This is a genomic window from Bradyrhizobium sp. RD5-C2 (genome assembly GCF_019972155.1).
Lineage (GTDB): Bacteria > Pseudomonadota > Alphaproteobacteria > Rhizobiales > Xanthobacteraceae > Bradyrhizobium.
Window position 1 is genome coordinate 201306 of sequence record NZ_BOVL01000005.1, and the last position, 23859, is coordinate 225164.

24 protein-coding genes and 1 other RNA gene are annotated in these 23859 nt (G+C 65.5%); 14 read left to right on the top strand and 11 right to left on the bottom strand.

Features of this window, described 5'->3' with window-relative positions; all coding sequences use genetic code 11:
• Positions 1-163: 163 nt before the first annotated feature.
• The 7 genes from BraRD5C2_RS03145 to tkt form a co-directional block, all read right to left on the bottom strand.
• Complete coding sequence (locus BraRD5C2_RS03145; RefSeq protein ID WP_223966778.1) at positions 164-1237, bottom strand: tetratricopeptide repeat protein; 1074 nt, start codon at positions 1235-1237, stop codon at positions 164-166.
• Between the two features lie 7 nt (positions 1238-1244).
• A complete protein-coding gene (locus tag BraRD5C2_RS03150) occupies positions 1245-1922 on the bottom strand; it encodes a thiamine phosphate synthase (protein WP_223966779.1) in 678 nt (225 codons plus the stop codon).
• Positions 1923-2948, bottom strand: a complete 1026-nt coding sequence (locus BraRD5C2_RS03155) for a class I fructose-bisphosphate aldolase (RefSeq protein WP_223966780.1) — start codon at positions 2946-2948, stop codon at positions 1923-1925. It lies immediately after the preceding gene.
• A gap of 189 nt (positions 2949-3137) precedes the next feature.
• Positions 3138-4205 (bottom strand): class II fructose-bisphosphate aldolase, encoded by a 1068-nt coding sequence (fba, locus tag BraRD5C2_RS03160; RefSeq protein ID WP_207833091.1) that lies wholly within the window; start codon positions 4203-4205, stop codon positions 3138-3140.
• Positions 4206-4247: 42 nt separating this feature from the next.
• Complete coding sequence (locus BraRD5C2_RS03165; RefSeq protein ID WP_223966781.1) at positions 4248-5444, bottom strand: phosphoglycerate kinase; 1197 nt, start codon at positions 5442-5444, stop codon at positions 4248-4250.
• Positions 5445-5586: 142 nt separating this feature from the next.
• Entirely contained in the window at positions 5587-6594 is a 1008-nt protein-coding gene (gene gap, locus BraRD5C2_RS03170; RefSeq protein ID WP_223966782.1) for a type I glyceraldehyde-3-phosphate dehydrogenase, read from the bottom strand.
• A 163-nt stretch (positions 6595-6757) separates the two neighbouring features.
• Entirely contained in the window at positions 6758-8740 is a 1983-nt protein-coding gene (gene tkt, locus BraRD5C2_RS03175) for a transketolase (RefSeq protein ID WP_223966783.1), read from the bottom strand.
• Between the two features lie 337 nt (positions 8741-9077).
• On the opposite strand from tkt, the gene BraRD5C2_RS03180 reads away from it, so the two are divergent.
• Positions 9078-9398: a DUF4164 domain-containing protein gene (locus BraRD5C2_RS03180; RefSeq protein ID WP_223966784.1), complete on the top strand. Its 321-nt coding sequence runs from the start codon at positions 9078-9080 to the stop codon at positions 9396-9398.
• The gene (locus BraRD5C2_RS03185; protein WP_092123645.1) at positions 9395-9778 is read left to right on the top strand and encodes a cell division protein ZapA; all 384 of its coding nucleotides are present in this window, start codon (positions 9395-9397) and stop codon (positions 9776-9778) included. Before BraRD5C2_RS03180 ends, BraRD5C2_RS03185 begins: the two co-directional genes overlap by 4 nt.
• A gap of 120 nt (positions 9779-9898) precedes the next feature.
• Here the strand turns inward: BraRD5C2_RS03185 and BraRD5C2_RS03190 are convergent, their stop codons facing one another.
• Entirely contained in the window at positions 9899-10375 is a 477-nt protein-coding gene (locus BraRD5C2_RS03190; RefSeq protein WP_223966785.1) for a PaaI family thioesterase, read from the bottom strand.
• A gap of 135 nt (positions 10376-10510) precedes the next feature.
• Between BraRD5C2_RS03190 and BraRD5C2_RS03195 the strand changes: the two genes are divergently transcribed.
• The 4 genes from BraRD5C2_RS03195 to BraRD5C2_RS03210 all read left to right on the top strand — a co-directional run bounded on the left by BraRD5C2_RS03195 (position 10511) and on the right by BraRD5C2_RS03210 (position 13092).
• Positions 10511-11140 (top strand): TetR/AcrR family transcriptional regulator, encoded by a 630-nt coding sequence (locus tag BraRD5C2_RS03195; RefSeq protein WP_223966786.1) that lies wholly within the window; start codon positions 10511-10513, stop codon positions 11138-11140.
• A gap of 186 nt (positions 11141-11326) precedes the next feature.
• A non-coding RNA gene (gene ssrS, locus BraRD5C2_RS03200) (6S RNA) lies at positions 11327-11487 on the top strand.
• A 199-nt stretch (positions 11488-11686) separates the two neighbouring features.
• On the top strand, positions 11687-12265 hold the full coding sequence (locus BraRD5C2_RS03205) for a 5-formyltetrahydrofolate cyclo-ligase (protein WP_223966787.1): 579 nt from the start codon (positions 11687-11689) through the stop codon (positions 12263-12265).
• A gap of 2 nt (positions 12266-12267) precedes the next feature.
• Positions 12268-13092 carry a TIGR00282 family metallophosphoesterase gene (locus BraRD5C2_RS03210; RefSeq protein ID WP_223966788.1) on the top strand — a complete coding sequence of 275 codons (825 nt, stop codon included), beginning with the start codon at positions 12268-12270 and terminating at the stop codon, positions 13090-13092.
• A 166-nt stretch (positions 13093-13258) separates the two neighbouring features.
• On the opposite strand, the gene BraRD5C2_RS03215 is transcribed toward BraRD5C2_RS03210, so the two are convergent.
• Both BraRD5C2_RS03215 and BraRD5C2_RS03220 read right to left on the bottom strand, forming a co-directional pair.
• Positions 13259-14683 carry a methyl-accepting chemotaxis protein gene (locus tag BraRD5C2_RS03215; RefSeq protein WP_223966789.1) on the bottom strand — a complete coding sequence of 475 codons (1425 nt, stop codon included), beginning with the start codon at positions 14681-14683 and terminating at the stop codon, positions 13259-13261.
• A gap of 196 nt (positions 14684-14879) precedes the next feature.
• The gene (locus tag BraRD5C2_RS03220) at positions 14880-16634 is read right to left on the bottom strand and encodes a methyl-accepting chemotaxis protein (protein WP_223966790.1); all 1755 of its coding nucleotides are present in this window, start codon (positions 16632-16634) and stop codon (positions 14880-14882) included.
• A 203-nt stretch (positions 16635-16837) separates the two neighbouring features.
• Between BraRD5C2_RS03220 and BraRD5C2_RS03225 the strand changes: the two genes are divergently transcribed.
• The 8 genes from BraRD5C2_RS03225 (at position 16838) to BraRD5C2_RS03260 (ending at position 23038) form a co-directional block, all read left to right on the top strand.
• Positions 16838-17584 carry a YebC/PmpR family DNA-binding transcriptional regulator gene (locus BraRD5C2_RS03225; protein ID WP_223966791.1) on the top strand — a complete coding sequence of 249 codons (747 nt, stop codon included), beginning with the start codon at positions 16838-16840 and terminating at the stop codon, positions 17582-17584.
• Between the two features lie 230 nt (positions 17585-17814).
• Complete coding sequence (gene ruvC, locus BraRD5C2_RS03230; RefSeq protein ID WP_223966792.1) at positions 17815-18342, top strand: crossover junction endodeoxyribonuclease RuvC; 528 nt, start codon at positions 17815-17817, stop codon at positions 18340-18342.
• Positions 18339-18956: a Holliday junction branch migration protein RuvA gene (ruvA, locus tag BraRD5C2_RS03235; RefSeq protein ID WP_223966793.1), complete on the top strand. Its 618-nt coding sequence runs from the start codon at positions 18339-18341 to the stop codon at positions 18954-18956. The genes ruvC and ruvA overlap by 4 nt, the downstream gene beginning before the upstream one ends.
• Positions 18957-19149: 193 nt before the next feature.
• Positions 19150-20199, top strand: a complete 1050-nt coding sequence (ruvB, locus tag BraRD5C2_RS03240) for a Holliday junction branch migration DNA helicase RuvB (RefSeq protein ID WP_212313983.1) — start codon at positions 19150-19152, stop codon at positions 20197-20199.
• A gap of 172 nt (positions 20200-20371) precedes the next feature.
• The gene (locus tag BraRD5C2_RS03245) at positions 20372-21289 is read left to right on the top strand and encodes a metallophosphoesterase (protein WP_223966794.1); all 918 of its coding nucleotides are present in this window, start codon (positions 20372-20374) and stop codon (positions 21287-21289) included.
• Positions 21290-21357: 68 nt separating this feature from the next.
• Positions 21358-21807: a tol-pal system-associated acyl-CoA thioesterase gene (ybgC, locus tag BraRD5C2_RS03250; RefSeq protein ID WP_021076499.1), complete on the top strand. Its 450-nt coding sequence runs from the start codon at positions 21358-21360 to the stop codon at positions 21805-21807.
• An 86-nt stretch (positions 21808-21893) separates the two neighbouring features.
• Complete coding sequence (locus tag BraRD5C2_RS03255) at positions 21894-22361, top strand: nuclear transport factor 2 family protein (RefSeq protein WP_223966795.1); 468 nt, start codon at positions 21894-21896, stop codon at positions 22359-22361.
• A gap of 200 nt (positions 22362-22561) precedes the next feature.
• Entirely contained in the window at positions 22562-23038 is a 477-nt protein-coding gene (locus tag BraRD5C2_RS03260; RefSeq protein ID WP_223966796.1) for a hypothetical protein, read from the top strand.
• Between the two features lie 82 nt (positions 23039-23120).
• Here BraRD5C2_RS03260 and BraRD5C2_RS03265 read toward each other — a convergent pair whose 3' ends face one another.
• Positions 23121-23765, bottom strand: coding sequence for a glutathione binding-like protein (locus tag BraRD5C2_RS03265; protein WP_223966797.1), 645 nt, complete (start codon positions 23763-23765; stop codon positions 23121-23123).
• Between the last annotated feature and the right edge of the window lie 94 nt (positions 23766-23859).

Here is a 23859-nt window from a genome sequence, read left to right on the forward strand (position 1 = left end):
TCCTGAGGAGCGCGGAACGCGCGTCTCGAAGGATGAACGGCCACCAGCCGGGCCGTTCATCCTTCGAGGCTCGCTCCGCTCGCACCTCAGGATGACGGGGCGGGAGGAGAGCTGCCTTGGATTGCCGGACTGGGTGCCCTCTGGAGGCCGCCCCGTCAAGGCGTCATTTGACGTTGTTTCCGATCCATTTTCGCGCGGCTGCCTCGCCCTTGGCGCGGTCTTCCGGGCTCATATCGGCGAGAATGTCGTCGAGGTCGGGGTCGCCCTTGCCGGCCGTCTTGGCGACCGTGTGCCATTTCAGCGCCTCGACCTTGTCCACCGGGGCGCCGGCGCCGGTCGCCAGCACGTGGGCGAGGCGGTTCTGCGCGATCGCGCTGTTCTGCCGGGCCGCCTTGCGCAGCATCGCCACCGCCGCCGGCACGTTCCGCGGTGTGCCGCTGCCGTTGTAGAGCGCGATAGCATACTCGACCTCGGCATCGACATTGTCGGCCAGCGAGGCGGCCTGCAGCAGCCGGGCCGCCTTTTCGAGGTCCTTCGGCACGCCGGTGCCTTCCTTGTAGAAGGTCGCGAGCGCGTATTGCGCCTCGGGGCTGCCGGCGTCCGCGGCCATCCGCAACAGCTCGGCGGAGCGCTTGAGGTCCTGCGGCAGCGTTTGGCCGTCGAGATAGAGCAGCGCGAGATTATAGGCCGCCTTCGGCTCGCCGAGCTTGGCCGACGAGGCCAGCAGCTTGACCGCGGAATCCTTGTCCACCGCGCCGCCGCGGCCGGCGATCCGCATCATCGCGAGCGCGAACATCGCCTCGCGGTCGCCAGCATCGGACGCGCGCTTGTACCAGTCGTCGGCCTTGACGTAGTCGCGCTTGACGCCGAGCCCGTTGGCATAGAGCTCGCCCAGCATCGTCATCGCCTTGGCATCGTTGTTGTTCTGGGCGCGCACCATCGCCAGGTCGAATGCGGTCTTGTACATGCCGCGCTGATAGGCGCCATAGACGAGGTCGACATTGGGATCATCCGGCGTCGGGGTCGGCGAGGGCGTCGGGGTGGCCGTTGGTGTGGCGGCGGGCTTCGGCGCGGGCTTCTTCGCGACGGGCGCATGCACCTTCGGCTTCTCTTTCGGCGCCTCCTTCTTCGCGGGCGGCGGTGTCTGTGACGGCGGCGTGATCGAGAGCTGCGCCATCGCACCGCTCGCCAGCATCATGCAGCCGAGCGCAACACCTATCGGACGCAGGCGATTCATTCCGGCGTCATCCCTCGGCCTTGGCCGTGCCCAACGTGCCGGCATGCGCCTCTGCAATCGCTGCGCCGATCTCGGCGAGCGCGGTCTTGGCGCCGCGCGGATCGGACCAGATGAACTCTCCGACCAGCACGAAATCCGCGCCGGCCGCGGCGAACGCCTCGGCCTCCTCGCGCGAGGTCGCAAAGCCGACGCAGGGCGGCTCGAACAATTCGTCCCACCATTGCAGCCGCTCGGCGATCGCCTCAAGCGAGGGGCGTTGTCCGTTGGCGTCGGGCTCGCCGAACAGCACATAATCGGCACCGGCTTCGCCCGCGGCCATGGAATCGTGGCGCGTCGCGAGCCCGCCGACGCCTGCGATGCGGTCGGGCTTCAGCGAAGGCATCGCTTCTTCCATCGCGGCGAGGCCGGTCAGATGTGCGCCGTCGGCGCCGGCGCGGGCCACGATGTCGGGATGGCCGTCGATCAGCAGCGCAGCACCCGCGTTCTGGATCGCGGGCGCCAGCGCCTTGATGGTGGAGATCATGCTGCGCGGATCGGTCTCGCGCAGCCGCACCAGCACGGCCGCGACATCGGCCGCAGCAAGCAGGTCGGCAAGCTCGGCCGCAAGCTGCAACGGCTCGTCGACCGGCGGAATTGCCAGATAGAGGCGCGGCGCCGGCCGCGGCGGAACGGGCTTGGTCGCCAACTATGCCGCCTGTTTCTCGAGGCCGGCTTCCCAATTGCCGGTGCTCGCCAGCCCGTTCATCCGGGCGCGATGCGAGAAGGCGCGCTGGCCCGCGGGGAAGTTGTCTGATTTGCCGGACCACGCCTTTTGCGGCGCCGCCTGCAGCGCACGGCCATAGGAGAAGGTCAGCCGCCAGGGCAAATGGCCGATCTTGTTCATGGCGTCGAGATGCGCGGTCGCTTCCTCGTCGCTCTGCCCGCCGGAGAGGAAGGCGATGCCGGGCACCGCGGCCGGTACGCAGCTCTTGAGCAGGCGGATGGTCTTCTCGGCGACTTCCTGCACCGACGCCTGCTTCGGGCATTTCTTGCCCGAGATAATCATGTTGGGCTTCAGGATCATGCCCTCGAGCGCGACGCGCTGCACCCGCAATTCCTGGAAGGTGCGGTTCAGCACGCGCTGCGTCACCTCATAGCAGCGGTCGATGTCGTGATCGCCGTCCATCAGCACCTCGGGCTCGACGATCGGCACGATCTGCGCGGCCTGGCACAGCGCGGCATAGCGCGCCAGCGCATGCGCATTGACGCGGACCGCGGTCTGGGTCGGGATTCGCGGCCCGATATCGATCACGGCGCGCCACTTCGCAAAGCGCGCACCGCGCTCGTAATACTTCTTCAAGCGTTCGGCGAGCTTGTCGAGGCCGACGGTGACGAGTTCGCCGGGGCAGTTCGGCAGCGCCTGGGTGCCCTCGTCGACCTTGATGCCGGGAATGCTGCCGGCCTGCTCGATCAGCTTGACCAGCGGCGTGCCGTCCTTGGCATTCTGCCAGATCGTCTCGTCGTAGAGGATGACGCCGGAGATGTACTTGCTCATCGCCTCCTGCGAGCGGAACAGCATCTCGCGATAGTCGCGGCGACTGTCTTCGGTTGAATCGACCTTGATGGCGTCGAAACGCTTCTTGATGGTGCCGGAGGATTCGTCGGCGGCGAGGATGCCCTTGCCCGGGGTGACCATGGCGAGCGCAATTTTGTTGAGGTCAGCGAGGTTCATCGGGGGCGTCCTCCGGAGCCATTGCCTTTGCAAACCAAAATAGGCGGTTCTCGGGCAAATGCCTAGAAAACGTTCGTCGCGGCCGATGTTTGTCGCAGCCGGCGATCAAGCCCCGGGACACCGTTTCCGACTGCGTCAGAATCGGTGCCCCGCCTTAATGATTCAGGCGAGAAGTTGTCAGGCGGTTTCTCAAGCAACCTTGGGATCGAGCGCGCCCGAAGCGTAGCGCTTGGCCATTTCCGCGGTGGTCAGCACCTTCTTGATCTTGCTGGCCTGGCCCGCGGTGTTGAACTCCTGCAGGCGCTGCTTGCACAGCTTGGTCATCGCCTCCATCGCGGGCTTCAGGTACTTGCGCGGATCGAACTCTTCCGGATTGTCCTTCAGCACCTTGCGGATCTGGCCGGTCATCGCCATCCGGTTGTCGGTGTCGATGTTGATCTTGCGCACGCCGTTCTTGATGCCACGCTGGATCTCGGCGACCGGCACGCCCCAGGTCGGCTTCATCTTGCCGCCATTGGCATTGATGATCTCCTGCAGTTCCTGCGGCACCGACGAGGAGCCGTGCATCACGAGATGCGTGTTCGGCAGCTTGCGATGGATTTCCTCGATCACATTCATGGCGAGGATGTCGCCGTCCGGCTTGCGGGTGAACTTGTAGGCGCCGTGCGAGGTGCCCATCGCGATCGCCAGCGCGTCGACCTTGGTTTCCTTGACGAACTTCACGGCTTCGTCCGGATTGGTCAGCAGCTGGTCATGCGACAGCTTGCCCTCGGCGCCGTGGCCGTCTTCCTTGTCGCCCATGCCGGTCTCGAGCGAGCCGAGCACGCCGAGTTCGCCTTCCACCGAGATGCCGCCGAGATGGGCCATGCCGGTCACCGTCCGGGTGACGCCGACATTGTAGTCCCAATCGCCGGGGGTCTTGCCGTCGGCCTTCAGCGAGCCGTCCATCATCACCGAGGTGAAGCCGGCCTGGATCGCGGTCATGCAGGTCGCAGGCTCGTTGCCGTGGTCGAGATGCACGCAGACCGGGATCTGCGGATAGATCTCGGTGACGGCGTCCATCATGTGCTTGAGCATGACGTCGTTGGCGTAGGACCGCGCACCGCGCGAGGCCTGGATGATGACGGGCGCGTCGACCTCGGAGGCTGCGGCCATGATCGCCAGGGCCTGCTCCATATTGTTGATGTTGAAGGCAGGTACGCCGTAATCATGCTCGGCCGCGTGATCGAGCAGTTGCCGCAATGTTATGCGAGCCATTCCATTTCTCCCTGTAATGCGCGTTCGCGGATGTGACCTAAATCAACGGTTTTTCAAAACTTCGACGCCCGGCAGCGGCTTGCCTTCCATCCATTCAAGAAACGCGCCGCCCGCGGTCGAGACGTAGGAAAAATCGCCGGCCACGCCCGCCTGGTTGAGCGCCGCGACGGTATCGCCGCCGCCGGCGACCGAGACCAGCTTCTTGGCTTTGGTGCGCTCGGCGGCATGCTTGGCCGACACCACGGTGCCGCGGTCGAACGGCGTCAATTCGAAGGCGCCGAGCGGTCCGTTCCAGACCAGCGTCGCGGCATCGTCGATCGCGGCATGGATCCGCGCGATCGATTGCGGGCCGACGTCGAGGATCATGCCGTCGGCCGGGATCGCGTCGAGGCCGTAAGCGTGCGACGGCGCGTTGGCGGCGAACTGGTTGGCGACAACAGCGTCGACCGGCAGGATGATCGCGCAATTCGCCGCGTTGGCCTTCTCCATGATCCGCAGCGCGGTCGGAGCGAGGTCCTTTTCGGCGAGCGACTTGCCGACGCCGATGCCCTGTGCGTGCAGGAAGGTGTTGGCCATGCCGCCGCCGATCACCAGAGCGTCGACCTTGTTCACGAGGTTTTCCAACAGGTCGATCTTGGTCGAGACCTTGGCGCCGCCGATGATAGCGATCACGGGCTTGGTCGGTGCTTCCAGCGCCTTGCCGAGCGCGTCGAGCTCGGCCTGCATGGTGCGGCCGGCATAGGCCGGCAGCTTGTGGCCGAGGCCTTCGGTCGAGGCGTGGGCGCGGTGCGCAGCGGAGAAGGCGTCGTTGACCCAGATGTCGCCGAGCTTGGCGAGTTCAGCGACGAAGCCGGCGTCGTTCTTTTCCTCTTCCTTGTGGAAGCGGGTGTTCTCGAGGCAGAGGATGTCGCCGTCCTTGAGGGCCGCAACCGCGTTGGCGGCCGGCTCGCCGATGCAGTCCTCGGCGAAGGCGACCGGGCGCTTGATCACCTTCGACAGCGCTTCCGCGACCGGCTTCAGCGACTCCTTGGGATCGCGGCCCTTGGGCCGGCCGAAATGGGCGAGCAGGATCACCTTGCCGCCCTTGTCGGAAATCTCGGTGACGGTGGGCGCAACGCGCTCGAGCCGTGTGGCGTCGGTGACGCGGCCGCCTTCCATGGGAACGTTGAGGTCGACGCGAAGCAGCACGCGCTTGCCCTTCACGTTGACGTCGTCGAGGGTGCGGAACGATTTGGTCATGAGCGTTTCCTGTGCGGCCGGACACAGCCGTCCAGCGGACGGCGTCGCTTTCGCTTGCCGATGTCGCGGCCGTCGAGGTCGCGAATGCGGGGGCAAACACGCAGATGCCCGGCGCTGGGCCGGGCATCACGGGTGGTCGGTGTTAGATCAGCTTGCCGATCGCAACGGCCGTGTCGGCCATGCGGTTCGAGAAGCCCCACTCATTGTCGTACCAGGCCATCACGCGCACCAGCGTGCCGTTCTGCACCTTGGTCTGGTCCATGTGGAAGGTGGCCGAGTGCGGATCGTGGTTGAAGTCGATCGAGACGTTCGGCGCGGTGGTGAAGCCCAGAATGCCCTTGAGCTGCTGCTCGGAGGCGCGCTTCATCGCTTCGTTGATTTCCTTGGCGTCGGTGGCGCGCTTGGCGACGATCTTCAGATCGATCACCGAGACGTTCGGGGTCGGCACGCGGATCGAGACGCCGTCGAGCTTGCCCTTCAGTTCCGGCAGCACCAGGCCGATGGCTTTCGCCGCACCGGTCGAGGTCGGGATCATCGACATCGCCGCGGCGCGGCCGCGATAGAGATCCTTGTGCAGGGTGTCGAGCGTCGGCTGGTCGCCGGTATAGGCGTGGATCGTGGTCATGAAGCCGGTCTCGATGCCGACGGTCTCGTTCAGCACCTTGGCAACCGGCGCGAGGCAGTTGGTGGTGCAGGAGCCGTTGGAGACGACGAGCTGATCCTTGTTCAGCGTGTCGTGGTTGACGCCGTAGACGATGGTGGCGTCAGCGCCATCGGCCGGGGCCGAGACCAGCACGCGCCTGGCGCCGGCGGTGAGGTGCGCAGAGGCCTTGTCCTTGGCGGTGAAGATGCCGGTGCATTCCAGCGCGATGTCGACGCCGAGGGCCTTCCACGGCAGCTTGGAGGGATCGCGCTCGGCCGAGACCTTGATCTTGTTGTCGCCGACGCTGATCGAATCGCCGTCGACGGTCACGGTGCCCGGAAAGCGGCCATGCACGGAATCGAAGCGCAGCAGGTGTGCGTTGGTCTCGACCGGGCCGAGGTCGTTGATGCCGACCACCTCGATGTCCTTGCGGCCGGACTCGGCGATGGCGCGCAACACATTGCGGCCGATACGCCCAAACCCGTTGATCGCGACGCGGATTGCCATGCTGTGTCTCCTCTAAAAGCTGCTGCCGGCCCCGTGGGAGGTGTCCCACGAGGGTTTTACGGCGGAACGCCCGGTTCAGCCGGACGCGAGCGGAAAAGATGGAGCTTTGGTAATCCTTTTTCGCGGCAAGCTCAACCTTCGACCGGCGGGTGTCAGACCGGCGTCAGACGCGCTTCAGGGCAGCGTTAACGACGGCCTCCGCAGTAATGCCGAAATGCGGGAAAAGGTCCTTCGCCGGGGCGCTGGCGCCGAAACCGTGCATGCCGACGAATTCACCGTCGCGGCCGATCACGGCATCCCAGCCCCAGCGCACCGCGGCCTCGATCGCGATCTTGACCGGGGCGTTGCCGATAACGGCATTTTGCCGCTCGGCGGGCTGCGCCAGCAGCAATTCCAGCGACGGGACCGAGACGACCCGCGTCGCGATGCCGCGCCCGGCGAGCTGCTTCTGCGCCTCGACCGCGATCTGGACCTCGGAACCGGAGGCGAACAATGACACTTTTGCGTCGCCTTGCGCCGCGACCAGCTCGTAGGCGCCGTGGCTGCACGGATTGTCGTTCGGCGCCGTGGTGCGGAGCTGCGGCAGGTTCTGGCGGGTCAGCGCCAGCACGGTCGGCCCGTCGATCCGGTTGAGCGCGAGTTCCCAGCACTCGGCGGTCTCGACTGCGTCGCAGGGACGGAACACGCGCATGTTGGGCATCGCGCGCAGCGCGGAGAGATGCTCGACCGGCTGGTGCGTCGGGCCGTCTTCGCCGAGGCCGATCGAATCATGGGTCATCACATAGACGACGCCGGTGCCCATCAGCGCCGACAGCCGCATCGCGCCGCGCGCATAGTCGGTGAACACCAGGAAGGTGGCGCCGTTCGGCGCGAAGCCGCCATGCAGGAAGATGCCGTTGAGGCACGCCGCCATGCCGTGCTCGCGGATGCCGTAATGGATGAAGCGGCCCTTCGGGGTCTTGGCCGCGAACCCGACCGCCGACTTCGCCTTGTTGTTGTTGGAGCCGGTGAGGTCGGCGGAGCCGGCCACGAATTCCATCGGCATCGCGGCGGCGATTACCTCGATCGCGGCTTCCGACGATTTGCGGGTCGCGACGTTGAGCGGATTTTCCAGCAGGCCCTTCTTGAAGGCGCGCAGCCCCTTGGCGAGCGATTGCGGCCGCTCGTGACGCAGGCGGCGCTCGAACTCGGCGCGCTTGCGGTTGCCGAGCTGCGCGAACTGCTCGTCCCAGGCCTTGTGTTCGGCGGCGCCGCGGGCACCCGCCTCGCGCCAGGCCTTCAGCACGTCGTCGGGCACCGAGAACGGCTCGAGCGAGATGCCGAGCTTCTCCTTGGCACCCTTGAGCTCGGCGGCGCCGAGCGCCTCGCCATGCGCCTTCGCGGTGCCGGCCCTGGTCGGCGCGCCGAAGCCGATCGTGGTCTTGCAGGCGATCAGCGAAGGCTTGCTGGACTTCTGCGCGCGGGTGATCGCAGCGGCAATCGCCTGCGGATCATGACCGTCGATCAATTCGGCGGCCCAGCCGGCGGACTTGAAGCGCTTCACCTGGTCGACGGAATCGGAGATCGAGGTCGGGCCGTCGATCGAGATGCCGTTGTCGTCGTACAGCACGATCATCTTGTTGAGCCGCCAGTGGCCGGCGAGCGCGATCGCTTCCTGCGAGATGCCTTCCATCAGGTCGCCGTCGGAGGCGAGCACATAGGTTTGGTGGCTGACGATCTTCTTGCCGAACTCCGCGGCGAGCATCTTCTCGGCGAGCGCCATGCCGACCGCGGTGGCAATGCCCTGGCCGAGCGGGCCGGTGGTGGTCTCGATGCCCTTGGTGTGGAAGTTCTCCGGGTGTCCCGGCGTCAGCGATCCGAGCTGACGGAAGTGCTTGAGCTGGTCGAGCGTCATGTCCTTGTTGCCGGTGAGGTACAGCAACGCATAGAGCAGCATCGAGCCGTGGCCGGCCGACAGCACGAAGCGGTCGCGATCGGGCCACGCCGTGTCGGCGGCATCGAACTTCAGGAATTTGGTGAACAGGACGGTCGCGATGTCGGCGGCGCCCATCGGCAGGCCCGGATGGCCGGAATTCGCCTTCTCGACGGCGTCCATGGCAAGGCCACGGATCGCATTGGCCATACGGGTGTGATCGACCTGCGTCATGATGAAAAGTCCGCCTGGAATGAGGAGCTGAATGCTGGACGCATCGGGGCGGGCAGCCGCGATACGCGCGTGGATGGCCTTACGGGTTGGAGGGTGGATTAGCACCTCAATTCCGCAAGTCCAAGGCGATGAAATGCCCCAAAACGGGGAAAAGTTGCTCAAAACGGCCCAATTTCATTGAACGGTGCATAGTTCGGCGCCGCCGTTGCGCTCGGCTCGCTTGCCACGTAAATTTCATCCGCTAACCGCTTGCCGAACCGCCAGTTTTGCCGTGCGGCAGGCTTGTTTCCGGCAGGCTACCCCAGCCGACCAATTTGAAGGGTCCACACCGCGTGTCATGAGTGATCGTCTCGCCAACGGGTCTGGCAATACCGAGGCACCGCTCGCCGATATCGATGCTGCGACAAAGCGGCTGATGGCAGCGCTCGATGCGCTGGAGAGCTCCGTGGAGCGGCGCCGTGAGGCCGACCGCGACGAAAACGAATTGGCGAGCCGGATCCAGGCGCTCGGCGCCGATCGCTCCAGGCTTGCCGATGAGCTCGACGGATCGCTGGTGAAGACGCGCAAGCTCGAGCGCGTCAATCGCGACATCGCGGAAAAGCTCGACGCGGCGATTGGCACCATTCGCGCCGTGCTCGATGGCGGAGAAGGCAGATGAGCCACATCAACGTCACCATCAATGGCCGGCAATACCGGATGGCCTGCGAGGAGGGCCAGGAGGTGCGGCTCCTGAAGCTCGCGGAAAATCTCCAGCAGCGCGTCGAATCGCTGCGCGGCAAGTTCGGCGAGATCGGCGATGCGCGGCTGACCGTGATGGCGGCGCTCACCGCCTGCGACGAGCTGGTCGATGCCGGCGCGCGCATCCGCAGCCTCGAGGAAGAGGTCGAGCAGCTGCGCAATGCCCGCACGGCCGCCACCGACCGCGCCCGCGCGACCCAGACCGCGGTCTCCAATGCGCTCAACGCCGCCGCCGAGCGGATCGAGCGCACCACGCAGGTGCTCAACCGCACCATCGGCGGCGGCATCGCGATCGGCTGAAGTTCGCGGCAGCTTCACCTGACGGGGGGCGGACCGGACTGAAATGAACAGACGTGGCCAGATGCGATCTATTTGCCTGCATCTGCCAACGATCGTCCGCCGGATCGAATGAGCGGCGCATCAGCGCTCCGGACGCACCGCGACCCGATATGTCGACGTGATATGAGCGCAAGGCTCAGGTTCGCCGTCGGAAGTCAGCCAGCATTCGAGATAATGCAGGCGGCGGCCGCGGCGCACGATGCGCGCCTCCGCGATCAGATCCGAAGTCCTGGCTGGCCGCAGGAAGGTGATGTTGAAGGCTGCCATCACCGGGATCACCTTGGCTCCGAGGGCCGCCAGAACGCAGCCGTACATCGTGGTGTCGGCAAGGCCCATCACCATCGGTCCGGAAAACACGCCGCCGCTGCCGTCTTGCCACAACTCGGCTCCCATGAACGCCTGCTGATACGGAAGCCGGACACGGATCGCGTTCGGTCCGACGTTCTCGACGATCTCGCCGTGGTGGTCGATGCTCGGCAGATTTCGGATGATCGCCCGCCGTACCTGTTCGGCATCCAGCAAAGGTTCAATGGAGCGTACCGTTTCGTGTTCACGCATGGTGCTCTCCGGGAGAAACTCTGGACTATGCCTGGCGTCGGAAGTCCTTGGGGCCGCGGCGACGACATGCGCTTGCCCAAGCTGAATAACGATGTTATCTGTTGGAAACGATGTTACAGAACCGGCAAGGAGTCAATGGCTGCCGCGGCGCAAACCTATCAGCAGACCCTCGACCTTCATCGTCGTCGTGTGATCGTTGACGCCGCGCGTCGTGTATTTGAGACCACCGGCCTCGAGGGCGCGTCGATCAGGGCGATCGCGCAAATGGCCGGGTGCACGACCGGCGCGATCTACCCGCTGTTTCGATCGAAGGAGGAAGTATTCGCGGCGGCGCTGGGTGAATCGCTGTCGGCAGTCACTGAAGAAGTCAGGGCCGCGATGGACGGCATCGCCGTTCCGGCGAAATCGCTTCGACGGGGGACCCTTGCAATATACAAATATTACGACGCGCATCCGTCCGAGCTGACGCTGTCGCTCGTGCTATTCAATGGGGACCGCAAGAAGAAGCTCGGGTCCGGATTGGATGAGGCCCTCAAGCGGCAGCTGGACGCTCTGCTCGCTCTGCTCGCGGAGCAGGTCCGCAAGGCCACGGCGAAGCCGTTTCTGCCGATGGTCCGCATCGAGGCGACCGCGCTTATTACGCATCTGGTCGGGTTGCTCGTGCTCAAGCACGGGGGAAGGATCGACGTGCTCGGCAACAACGCGCCGGTTCTGCTGGCGCACTACACCAGGAACATGGTTGCGCGGCTGGGCGGCGGAGGCTGATTGAAGCGCCAGTTCGGTCGGCGATCAGCCGGCGAGGCCGGCTGGGGTCGCCCGCTTCGTCCGGCGCCGCGACGGAGCGCACATTTTCCACTCCTGTGGAAGCCGAGTACGGCGCCGGCGCCCTGATTTGCGGAAGTCCGTCCCTTGCCGCTGGCGGAACCAGCACTTCGTCGCTACATTGGCCCTGCGAAGCTGCGTCGTGCGTCAGGAGCCATATATCCCCGGGGCCTTATCGATCCTTTAGGGAACTGTCCCTGGCCGGGTCCGTGGACCCGGACATATGGTGCCCACCTACTTTCGTAGGGAACTCCGGGATCGAGCGCTCCAACGGCCTCTGCGGCTTCGCACTGATTTTTGCTGTTGCCTTGTCGTCGCGCTGCGGCGGTTTGATTAGCAGTTTCCCCGCAATGGGTCTCGTCATCGGCTCGCCCGCTGGCAGGCTCCTCGCGGGGTGTCCAGTGCGCCGCGGCCTGGTCAAACGAATGCTAGCGTTTCTGAGTGCCGGCTCGTTCGCGTTTTGCGGACGATGACAGCGGAAGATGGATCATGCACGCAGCTCCATCGAAGGCCGAGCTTCGGGCGCTTGCTCTCGCCAAGCGCGACGCGCTGAGCGACGAGCAGCGTGCGACCGCCGCCGAAGCGCTCGCCAAGCGCGGCGCGCCGTTCGAGATCACGCAGGGCATGATCATCTCGGGCTATGCGCCGATCCGCAGCGAACTCGATCCGGCGCCGCTGATGAAGAAGCTTGCCGAAAAGGGTGCGCGGCTTGCGCTGCCCTGCATCAATGCGCGCGGCCAGTCGCTGACCTTCCGCAACTGGTGGCCGCAGGACCGGCTGATGCTCGGGCCGCTCGGCATTCCCGAGCCGTCGCCGGCCGCCGCCGAGGTGCATCCCGACGTGATGCTGGTGCCGCTCGCGGCATTCGACAAGCTCGGCCACCGCATCGGCTACGGCGCCGGCTATTACGACTATACCTTTGCACATCTGCGCAAGGCCAAGCATGTGATCGGGGTGGGGGTCGCCTTTGCTGCACAGGAAACCAAGGCCATTCCGGCGCTGTCGCACGACGTCCCGCTCGATTATGTGCTAACGGAGCGCAAGACGTTCGATTTCCGGAGTAGCTAGCCTTGCGTATTCTGTTCGTTGGTGACGTCGTCGGCAGGACCGGCCGCACCGCCATATCAGACCATCTTCCCGGCATGATCAAAGACTGGTCGCTCGATCTCGTCGTCGTCAACGGCGAGAACGCCGCCGGCGGCTTCGGCATCACCGAGGCGATCTACCAGGAGCTGCTCGACGCCGGCGCCGATGCGATCACGCTCGGCAACCATGCCTGGAATCAGAAGGAGGCGCTGGTCTTCATCGAGCGTGCGCCGCGCCTGATCCGGCCGCTGAATTTCCCGCGCCATTCGCCCGGTCGCGGCGCCACGCTGGTCGACACCAAGAGCGGCAAGCGCGCGCTGATCATCAACGCGATCGGCCGCGTCTTCATGGAGCCGTCCTCGAACGATCCGTTCAGTGCGATCGAGCGCGAGCTCGAGGCTTGCCCGCTGCGCGAGGGCTGTGACGCCATCGTGCTCGATTTCCATGCCGAGGCGACCTCCGAGAAGCAGGGCGTCGGCTTCTTCTGCGACGGCCGCGTCAGCCTCGTGGTCGGGACCCATACCCATGTGCCGACCGCCGACCACCAGGTGCTGCCTGGCGGCACCGCCTATATGAGCGATGCCGGCATGACAGGCGACTATGATTCGGTGATCGGCATGCAGAAGGAGGAGCCGCTGCAGCGCTTCCTCACCGGCATTCCCTCCGGCCGCTTCGAGCCGGCCGGCGGCGTTGCGACGCTTAGCGGCGTTGCGGTCGAGACCGACGATGCGACCGGCCTTGCGGTCAAGGTCGCGCCGGTGCGTGCCGGCGGGCGCCTCGAGCCCGCGGTGCCGCCGTTCTGGACGTAGCGCCCGGATTGCGCTTCGCTGCATTCGGGCTACAAGCTATTTCGGAATAATAGAAAAATACGTCTGAGTTGCCCGACGTGTCAAGGGCAGTGCCAAGCGCGGGCAGCCGCCGGCTACTTTGCATGGGGTTGTTTTCCATTTTTTGGCAGGGCCGGCGAGGGTTAGCCTAGCTCTGCCGAAAACCCATCCGGAACGCGCCCCAGTGGCGGCCGTTCACGACGATCGGCGACGAGACGTCCTTCATCAGCACGAAGTTGCCGCCGCCCATGTCGCGGCGATAGGTCTGCAGCAGGAACGGCTTGGTGTTGGCCGCGACCTTGCTCACCGCGCGGTCGTTGAACAGCCGGCGGTTGCGGCAATTGGCGTTATTCCACACCGGGTCCGGTCCCTGCGGCAGCCGGTAGTTCGGATTGTGGGTCGGCAGATAGCCGCTGCGCGCCCAGGCGACGCAGAACACGATGCGTGGATCGGTCTTCTGGATCGGATCCTGGATCGCGGGCAGCACGCGGTCGGTGAAGCTGACATAGTCGGTCAGATATTGCTTCGGATTGGTGCCGGCGATCTCGCGATAATTCTCGTCCATCAATTGCGCGAGCGTGATCTCGCCGCTTGCTATGGCCTTCTCGAACAGCTCCGAGATCTGCTTCGCGGTGTCGATCACGACGCGGATCAGCGGCGCATCGCTGGTTTCGACGCCGCTGTCGGCGATGGTCACGATCAGGCTCTCGGACAGCTCGAGCAGCTTCGCGACGCGGCCGTCGGCGTGCTTGAGGTCGCGCGAGGAGAGATCGACGCCCTTGGCGAGCTCGTTGAGCTCCGCGATCACGGTGTCGCAATGACCGAGATTGGAGGTTGCGGCGCGCGCCACGCTGCCGATCTCGGCGCCGACGGATGAAAAGCCCTCCTGCACCCGCATGATGATGCCCGATATCTGCTGGGCGCCTTCGCCGGCGCTCTTGGCGCGCAGCGAGGCGTCGCTGCTCTCGCCGATCAGGCTGCCGATCTGGCCGTCGAGATCGCGCACGGTGTCGGAAATCTGATGGGTCGCCTGGCGGGTCGCCTCGGCAAGGTTCTTCACCTCGCTCGCGACCACGGCAAAGCCGCGACCGGCATTGCCGGCGCGCGCCGCCTCGATCGTGGCGTTGAGCGCGAGCAGATTGGTCTGCTTGGCGATCGCCTCGATCGAGCCGGAGACCTTGGCGACCTGGTTCAGCGCGGAGCCGACCGCGGCGAGCCGCGCCTCGATCCGTCCGACCGCTGCGACGAGCTCTGCGATATGGCCGACCGCCGTCTCGACCGCATGACGCGACTCAGCGATCTGGCCGACCGCGGCGGATGCGGTCGTTTGCACCGCCTGCGATGCGTTGGCGATGTCGTGATTGGCCGAGACCATGATCTCGGCGGTCTCCTGCAAATGATGGAACCGCTCCGACTGGCTGGAGACGCGGTTCGCGACCTCCTGGACGTTGCCGGCTATGTCGGCAAGCTCGACCCCGAGGCCGCCGATGCGGTCGGCGAGCTGGTCGACCAGCCGTTCGGCCAGCGTCCGGTTCGATGACGTATCCAGCACTGCAAGCTGCGCCGCCGACATGTCGCGTTTCCTCCGTTACAGCCGCCCGTCGCGCCGCTGCAGCATTCCCCATCTCGATCTAAAGCGTGATTCGCGCAGGCGGTCTTGCCTGAGCGTGCACTGCGTGGCCCGGATGGAGCGCAGCGAAATCCGGGGCCAATGTGCCAGTGGATCAGAATCCCGGATTGCGCTTCGCTCCATCCGGGCTACGAAACCATCAAAGCTTGTAAGCGGTGCGGAAGGCGCCCCAGTGCCGGCCGCGCACGCGGATCGGCACGTCGATCTCGCGCATCATCACGGTGGTGCCGTTACCCATGTCGCGCGCGTAGCTCTGAACCAGATAGGCGCGCTCATTGTGCGCGGCGGCGAGGCCCGCGGGATCGTTGAAGATGCGGCGATTACGGCAATTGGCGCTGTTGTAAGCCACGTCGCCCGGCCGCTGCGGCTGCGAGTAGATCTTGTTGTGGACCGGCAGATAGCCGTTGCGGTCGACCGTCGCGCAGAACGCCAGGCGCTTGTCCTTGGCGAGGAACGCCTCGAGCAGAGCGGGCAGCGCGCGATCCGCCCAATCGAGCATTTTGGTGCGGTACTGCACCGGATTGGTGCCCGGTATCTCGACATAGCCGGTGTCGAACATGTCAGCGATCGTGATCGCGCCGCTTGCCAGTCCGTCCTCGAACAGCCTGCTCAGCGCGCGGCCGGCTTCCATCGCGCGGGTGACGAGTTCGGCGTTCTCCTCGTGGATCGCCCACATCCGGTCTTCGATCTTTTCGCGCAATTCGGCGGTCGCGGCCTCGAAGCGCGCTTGCGTGCCGGCCTTGCTGCGGTCGCCGATCCTGATCCGGCAGGCGCCGACGTCCTGCAAGGTCGCGGTCAGCGTCTCATGGGTCGGCAGCTTCTCGGCATCGGGGCCCCCGATCAGGATGCCGTCCATCGCGATCTCGTAGACCGGCGCGGTGACGATGCCGCGCGCGGTCGTGATCTCGATTGTGAGGCTGCAGGGCAGGCGCTCGTTCTTGCGCGGATCGCCGCGCTCGTCCTGGCGCAGCAGCACCGCGCAGCGCGCCTTCAGCTTCTGGGCGAACGCGGTCACCGCCTTGCCGGCCTTCGCGACATTGTCGCCATGCGCGGCGGCTTCCTGGGTCGCCGAATCGATCTCGCCGGCGCTGGTGCCGACCGAGACGATGAAGTGGGAGGCGGAGGCCGCGTTCTGGCCCATCTCGCCGGTGATCTGGTTCTGCTCGGCGACGGCGCCGTTGACGTTCTCGAATACCGGACGGATCTTTTCGATCGCCTGCGAGATGCGGTGGACGGCGTCTGCCGATCCGGTGGCGTCCTTTTGCAACGCCTCGATCTTGCGGGTGATCTCTTCCGTCGCGCTCTGGGTCTGTACCGCGAGCGCCTTGACCTCGGTGGCGACCACCGCAAAGCCCTTGCCGGCCGCGCCGGCGCGCGCCGCTTCAATGGTCGAGTTGAGCGCCAGCAGCGTGGTCTGCCGCGCGATCTGCGCGATCAGGTTGACGACATTTCCGATCGCGGCCGAGGATTCGCGCAGCCGATCGACATTGGCGGTGGCCTCGCGCGCCGCCGCCGCCGCATCGTCGGCGAGCTGGCTGGCGCTGCGCACTTGCGCGCCGATGCCTTCAGCGGAATGGGTGAAGCGGTCGGCGGCTTCGGAGAACGTCGTCGCGGTGCTCTGCGCATCACTGCTGCGGCCGGTCAGCGCGTCGGTGCGGGCGCGGATGGTCGCGAGCTTGGCTGCCGTTGCCTCAGCGCCGTCGGCCACCGAGCCTGCGGCGCGCTCGAGCTGGCGGATCATCGCGCCGAGTTCGAGTTCCAGCAGCTCCAGGATTTCCTTTGACGAATCCTTGGCCGAATCAGTCTCGGTCGAGGCTTCAACCGCGGTCGGAACCTGCGCGGCGGCCGACGCAGCCGGCTCCGGCTCTTGCTTTCGAAACAAACCGAACGCCATGGGGGGCTCTTGGAAAGTTGCGGCGGGACGGGGCGATCCTCGCATCCGGGCATGAAGTCATGGTTAACAAGTGCCTCATATTCCGGCTTGCGGTAGTATTCCCGGGCCGGACGGCCCCTGCCGACCTTTGATTTTGACCGCCAGGGGCCTATAAGGCCGCGTTTTCCACCCCTGTTCAGACCCTACGCTCGAAGAGACGTCGCATGGCCGGCCATTCCCAATTCAAGAACATCATGCACCGCAAGGGCCGGCAGGATGCCCAGAAGTCGAAGCTTTTCGGCAAGCTGGCCCGCGAAATCACCGTCGCGGCCAAGCTCGGCACCCCGGACCCCGCGATGAACCCGCGGCTGCGCGCCGCCGTGGTCGCGGCCCGCGCCGAGAACATGCCCAAGGACAATATCGACCGCGCCATCAAGAAGGCGATCGGCGGTGAGGGCGAGAACTATGACGAGATCCGCTATGAGGGTTATGGCCCCGGCGGCGTCGCCGTCATCGTCGAGGCGCTGACCGACAACCGCAACCGCGCCGCCTCCGACATCCGCTCGTTCTTCACCAAGTCGGGCGGCAATCTCGGCGAAACCGGCTCGGTCGCCTTCATGTTCGACCACACCGGCATCATCGAATACGACGCCAAGGTCGCTTCCGACGACGCCATGCTGGATGCCGCGATCGAGGCCGGCGCCGACGACGTGGTTTCCAGCGAGGCAGGTCACGAGGTCTACGCCTCGCAGGACACCTTCCGCGAAGTCGCAAAGGCGCTGGAAACGAAGTTCGGCGAGCCGCGCAAGGCGGCGCTGACCTGGAAGCCGCAGAACACCGTCGCGGTCGACGACGAGACCGGCGAAAAGCTCTTGAAGCTGATGGACCTGCTCAACGAGCACGACGACGTGCAGAACGTGTACGCCAATTTCGAGGTGTCCGACGCGCTGCTCGCGAAGATGGGCGGGTAAGAGCCTCGTTCATCGTCTCAAACTCCCGCTGTCGTCGCCCGGCTCGACCGGGCGATCCAGTATTCCAGAGACCGTCATTTGATCCGAGAGGCCGCGGCGTACTGGATCCCCCGCTTTCGCGGGGGATGACGAGCAAGGGCGGGATGACGAGCGGGGCCGACGGCGACCGCGGCAGGGGACGAGCGCCCGTTTGTGTTTCGTTCTCCCGGCGCAGGCGGTATCACTACCCCATGACATCGCAGCCGATTCGCTCTCCTGTCCGCATCATCGGTATCGATCCGGGTCTCCGCCGCACCGGCTGGGGCGTGATCGAGACCGAGGGCAACCGTCTGGTCTATATCGGCTGCGGTTCAGTCGAACCCCCGGACGATCTGCCGCTGGCGAGCCGGCTGCTCGCGATCCATGAGGGACTGGCCGCCGTGCTCGGCGACTACAGGCCGGCGGAGGCCGCGGTCGAGCAGACCTTCGTCAACAAGGACGGCGTTGCCACGCTGAAGCTCGGCCAGGCCCGCGGCGTCGCCATGCTGGCGCCCGCAATGTTCGGTATCTCGGTCGCCGAATACGCGCCGAACCAGGTCAAGAAGACCGTGGTCGGCGCCGGTCATGCCGAGAAGAATCAGATCCAGGTAATGCTCAAGATCCTGTTGCCGAAAGCCGAGCCGCCGTCCGCCGACGCCGCCGACGCGCTCGCGATTGCGATCACCCACGCCCATCACCGCCAGAGCATCGCGCTGCGCCTCAGGGTGGCGAACCTATGATCGGCAAGCTCAAGGGCCTGATCGATTCCTATGGCGAGGATTACGTGATCCTCGATGTCGGCGGCGTCGGTTATCAGGTGCATTGCGCGAGCCGCACGTTGCAAGCGCTGCCACAGCCGGGCGGCGCGGCCGTGCTCTCGATCGAAACCTATGTCCGCGAGGATCAGATCAAGCTGTTCGGATTCCGCTCGGATCTCGAGCGTGAATGGTTTCGCCTGTTGCAGACCGTGCAGGGCGTCGGTGCCAAGGTCGCGCTGGCGGTGCTCGGCACGTTGCCGCCGACCGATCTCGCCAACGCCATCGCGCTGCGCGACAAGGCGGCGGTGGCGCGCACGCCGGGGGTCGGGCCGAAGGTCGCCGAGCGCATCGTCAGCGAATTGAAGGACAAGGCGCCGGGCTTTGCCGATGTCGATCCGGCGGTGGTGCAGCTCTCGGGTGCGATCGACAACAACCGCGCGCCGCGTCCGGTGACGGATGCGATCTCCGCGCTGGTCAATCTCGGCTACGGCCAGCCGCAGGCCGCCGCCGCCATCGCCGCCGCCTCGCGCAGCGCCGGTGAGAGCGCCGAGACCGCGCAGCTGATCCGGCTGGGCCTGAAGGAATTGTCGAAGTGAACCTGCGCTCGATATCGTGCATCATTCACGCTGGGCGCGTCACTGCGTTCCCTCCCCCCTTGTGGGGGAGGGTTAGGGAGGGGGGTGCCGCGGCGGCAGTCTTCGTGTGGCCCCCCTTCCCCAACCCCTCCCCACAAGGGGGAGGGGAGCCTAACCACCACCGACGTGGCTTGCGTTGTATTGGTCTGCGAACATGAACACGCCCTCGCGCATCGTCACGCCCGAACGCCGCTCCGACGATGTCGGCGACACCGCGCTGCGTCCGCAGTCGCTAACGGAGTTCGTCGGCCAGGCGCAGGCGCGCAAGAATCTCTCGATCTTCATCGAAGCCGCCAAGAAGCGCGGCGAGGCGCTCGATCACGTGCTGTTCGTCGGGCCTCCGGGCCTCGGCAAGACCACGCTGGCGCAGATCGTCGCGCGCGAGCTCGGTGTCGGCTTCCGCGCCACCTCCGGTCCCGTGATCGCGAAGGCCGGCGACCTTGCGGCGCTGCTCACCAATCTGGAAGAGCGCGACGTGCTGTTCATCGACGAGATCCATCGCCTGAGCCCGGCGGTCGAAGAAGTGCTCTATCCTGCGATGGAGGACTTCCAGCTCGATTTGATCATCGGCGAAGGTCCCGCAGCGCGCTCGGTGAAGATCGAGCTGTCGAAATTCACCCTGGTCGGCGCGACGACGCGGGCGGGCCTGCTCACCAATCCGCTGCGCGACCGCTTCGGCATTCCGATCCGGCTCAATTTCTACACCGTGGAAGAGCTGGAGAAGATCGTCACCCGCGGCGCCCGCGTGCTGAACATCGGCATGAGCCCCGACGGCGCCAACGAGATCGCGCGCCGCGCCCGCGGCACGCCGCGCATCGCCGGCCGCCTGCTGCGCCGCGTGCGCGACTTTGCCTCCGCCGCGGATGCCGACGCCATCGACCGCGGCATCGCCGATCGTGCGCTGAGCGCGCTCGAGGTCGACAGCGCCGGGCTCGATGCGATGGACCGGCGCTATCTCACCACCATCGCCTTGAACTATGGCGGCGGTCCGGTCGGCGTCGAGACAATGGCGGCCGCGCTATCCGAGCCACGCGATGCGATCGAGGACATCATCGAGCCCTATCTGATCCAGTGCGGCTATTTGCAACGCACCCCGCGCGGCCGGCTCCTGACCTCGCATGCCTTCCGTCATCTCGGCCTCGCCGAGCCGAACCGGGATCCCTCGCAGTTCGGCCTGTTCGGCGGCAATGGCGACGAGGATTGAGGCACGCGCTCTCGAAGACGTGAACAGACGTGTTGACGCAGCGCATCGCGCCGCGCGGTAACCTTGCGCGCTAACCATCGCGACGTCTCTGCAGGCCGTCTGCACAAACGCGGCCCAATTTCGCTCCAATCAAAGGGCCTATCATGGACCAGGCATCACCGATCAAGTGTCCATGATTTCACGTCGACATTTTCTGCGCACCGCCGGCGGATTGACCGCCGCCACCGCCTCGACCGCGGCCTATGGCCTGAGCGAGCCGGTCGTCCGTCTTACGCTGACGCGTTACGATCTGTCGCCGCGGCAATGGCCTTCGGACTTTCCGCTCAAGATCGCCGCGCTCGCCGACATTCACGCCTGCGATCCCTGGATGTCGCTCGATCGCGTCGCAGAGATCGTCGAGCGAACCAATGCGCTGAACCCTGACATCATCGTGCTGCTCGGCGATTATGTCGCCGGGCTGCGCCACGTCACCCGCTTCATTCCGGCCTCCGAATGGGCCGCGGTGCTCAAGGATCTGAAGGCGCCGCTCGGCGTGCACGCCGTGCTCGGCAATCACGATTACTGGGAGGACAAGACGGTGCAGCGCCTGGGTCAGGGCACACCCGTCGCGCGTCGTGCGCTGGAGCGCGCCGGCATTCCGGTCTACGAGAACGACGCGGTGCGGCTCACCAAGGATAACCGTCCGTTCTGGCTCGCCGGCCTCGGCGACCAACTCGCCTTTATGCCGGCGCGGCGCTATCGCGAGGTCCGGCGTATCGGCGTCGACGATCTCAACGCGACGCTCGCAAAAGTCACCGACGACGCGCCGGTGATCCTGCTCGCGCACGAGCCGGACGTCGCGCTCCGCGTGCCCTCGCGCGTCGCGCTGCAGCTGTCCGGTCACACCCATGGCGGCCAGATCCGGCTGCTCGGATGGTCGCCCGCGGTGCCGGTGAAGCACGGCATGCGGCTCGCCTATGGCCACATCAAGCTGAAATGCGACGTCGTCGTCTCCGGCGGCCTCGGCTGCAGCATCATGCCGTTCCGCCTCGGTGTGCCGCCCGAGATCGTGCAGGTCACGCTCGGCGCAAAGGGGCCGGTGGTGTCCTGATCGCGCTTGCGTGATCGCGCAATTTGCGCAAAACGATTGTTCTGACGAGGGCAATCGAGGGGCCGCAATTGACCTTACCCCATATCGACGGCGCGATCCGCGATGGCCGACATCATATGCAGGTCCGTGTCTATTACGAGGACACCGATTTTTCCGGCATCGTCTACCACGCCAATTATTTGCGCTTCATGGAGCGCGGGCGCACCAATCATCTCCGATTGATGGGCGCCGAACAGAACGCGCTGTTCGAGGAGGCGCAGGAGGAGACCGGCGGCTTCGCCTTTGTGGTGCGCTCGATGACGCTGGACTTTCTGAAGCCCGCGCGGATGGACGACATGCTCGACGTCGTGACCTGGCCGATCGCGGTGAAGGGCGCCTCCATCATGCTCGCGCAGGAGGTCCGGCGCGGCGATGACGTGCTTGTGAAGGCGCAGGTGCGCGTCGCCTTCGTCAGTCAGGGCAGGGCACAACCGATTCCGAAGTCTATCCGCGCGCTGATGAAGGCCGATCTGGCCTAACTATCGGGCGATAGGAAACGCCCCATCGACTCTTTATCCAGCGACGATAGATTTGCGCGTGACAAAACAACCGCGAGGGATCGCCGATGTCACGCCCGCCACTGCCGCCCTTTACCCGCGAGACCGCCGCGCAGAAGGCGCGCATGGCGGAGGATGCCTGGAATTCGCGCGACCCGGTTCGGGTTGCCGGCGCCTATACCGAGGACAGCCGCTGGCGCAATCGCTCCGAGGTGTTCGAGGGCCGCGAAGCGATCGTGGCCTTCCTGACCCGTAAATGGGAAAAGGAGCGGGAGTATCGCCTGATCAAGGATCTCTGGGCGTTCGACGGCAACCGCATCGCGGTGCGCTTCCAGTACGAATGGCACGATGCCGGCGGCAACTGGTTTCGCTCCTACGGCAACGAGCAGTGGGAGTTCGACGAGCACGGCCTGATGCGCCGCCGCGAGGCCTCGATCAACGACATCGCGATTGCGGAGAAGGACCGCCGCTTCCACTGGCCCGCGCCGGGCCCGCGTCCGGCCGATGTGCCCGGGTTGGGGCAGGAGCCGTTTTGATCCGCTCTTCGTTGGCCGGATGGAGCGAAAGCGAAATCCGGGGCAGTCTCTGATGCGGTGAGATCGATCCCGGATTGCGCTGCGCTCCATCCGGGCTACGGGTCGTTGTGGGGACTCATCGAAAACGTTTGCGCGTCTCGATGAGCACTGGTTTATGCTGGTCGGCGTTGCAACCTCACCGCGTCCGCCGGACCCATTACATGCCAATTAAACGTTCTAGAGTCATTGCGCTCGCGGGCTGCCTGCTCGCGACCGCCCTCAATCTTGCCCAGCCCGCGGCTGCGCAGAGCAGCGCAGACCATTCCGCAAAATGGGGGGCGCTGTTTCGCACTCAGGTCGCCAAGTGTTGGCGTAAACCTGCCCCCGTTGGGGACGAGGCAGCGAACATAAAGTTGGTTCTCGAGATCAAGCTGACGCGCGAGGGCTCGCTGGCGGAGCAACCGTCGGTGTCGTCGCAGAACAGTCCAGCCGTGTCCGACTACTCCCAGGCCTATCGCAAGAGCGCGCTGCAAGCGATCACGCTCTGCCAGCCATATTCCTTGCCGGCGGAATATTACGATGAATGGAAATACTTCATGCCGGTATTTCTTGAGGTGCCGTCCCCTCTCGGCGGGAAGGGGAAGCCTACAGCCGGGGAGCTCGATAAGCGGAAGCTTTCGATTTGCCGAGGCTGCTGACGTAACAGCAGGCAGCGCATGCGGAAGCAGCCCCACCTAACCCTCTCCCCGTGAAGAACGGGGGAGAGGGGGCGCAGTGTGCTTACGCCGCCGCCTTGTGGCGCGCGATTTCGGCCTTGTAGAGTTCGAACTCCTCCGCGACCGCCTTGGCGACCGCCGGCCTCGTGCGCAGGCGCTCGTAATAGGCCTTCAGCGCCGGCCACTTCGCGAGCTCGATCGGCGGCGTCGCCATGGTCCAGTTGATGACCGTGACGAGATAGGCGTCGGCGACGCTGAAATGATCCAGCAAATACTCGCGGCCCTTCAGGTGGTCTTCGACATAGTCGAGCCGCGAGACGTATTTCTCCAGCGCGTAGGACTTGGCGTCCGGCGGCGCCTTCTTGTCGAGCAGCGGCAGGAACAGGCCCTTGTGCAACTCGGTGCCGATGAAGCACAGCCATTGATGCAGCTTTGAACGCTCGGCGTTCGACGCGGTGCCGAGGCCGGCGCGCGGGAACTGGTCGGCGACATATTGCAGGATCGCGGCGTTCTCGGTCAGCACGACGCCGTCGTCGGTGCGCAGCGTCGGAACCAGGCCGAGCGGGTTGACCTTGTTGAAGTCGGAGCCGTCGTTGCGCACCTGCTTGGTCTTCGGATCGACCTCGAGATAGTTGGCCGGTTGGCCGGCTTCATAGAGCGCGACGCGGGTCGCCATCGAGCAGGCGAGCGGCGAGAAATAAAGGTCCATTGGTGCCTCCTTGGGGCGGTCTGGCGCGGATGTCCCGGCCGTTGTTGATTTTTGTACTGTCTTGGATAATATTGAAGGCGTCAAGGAATTAAGT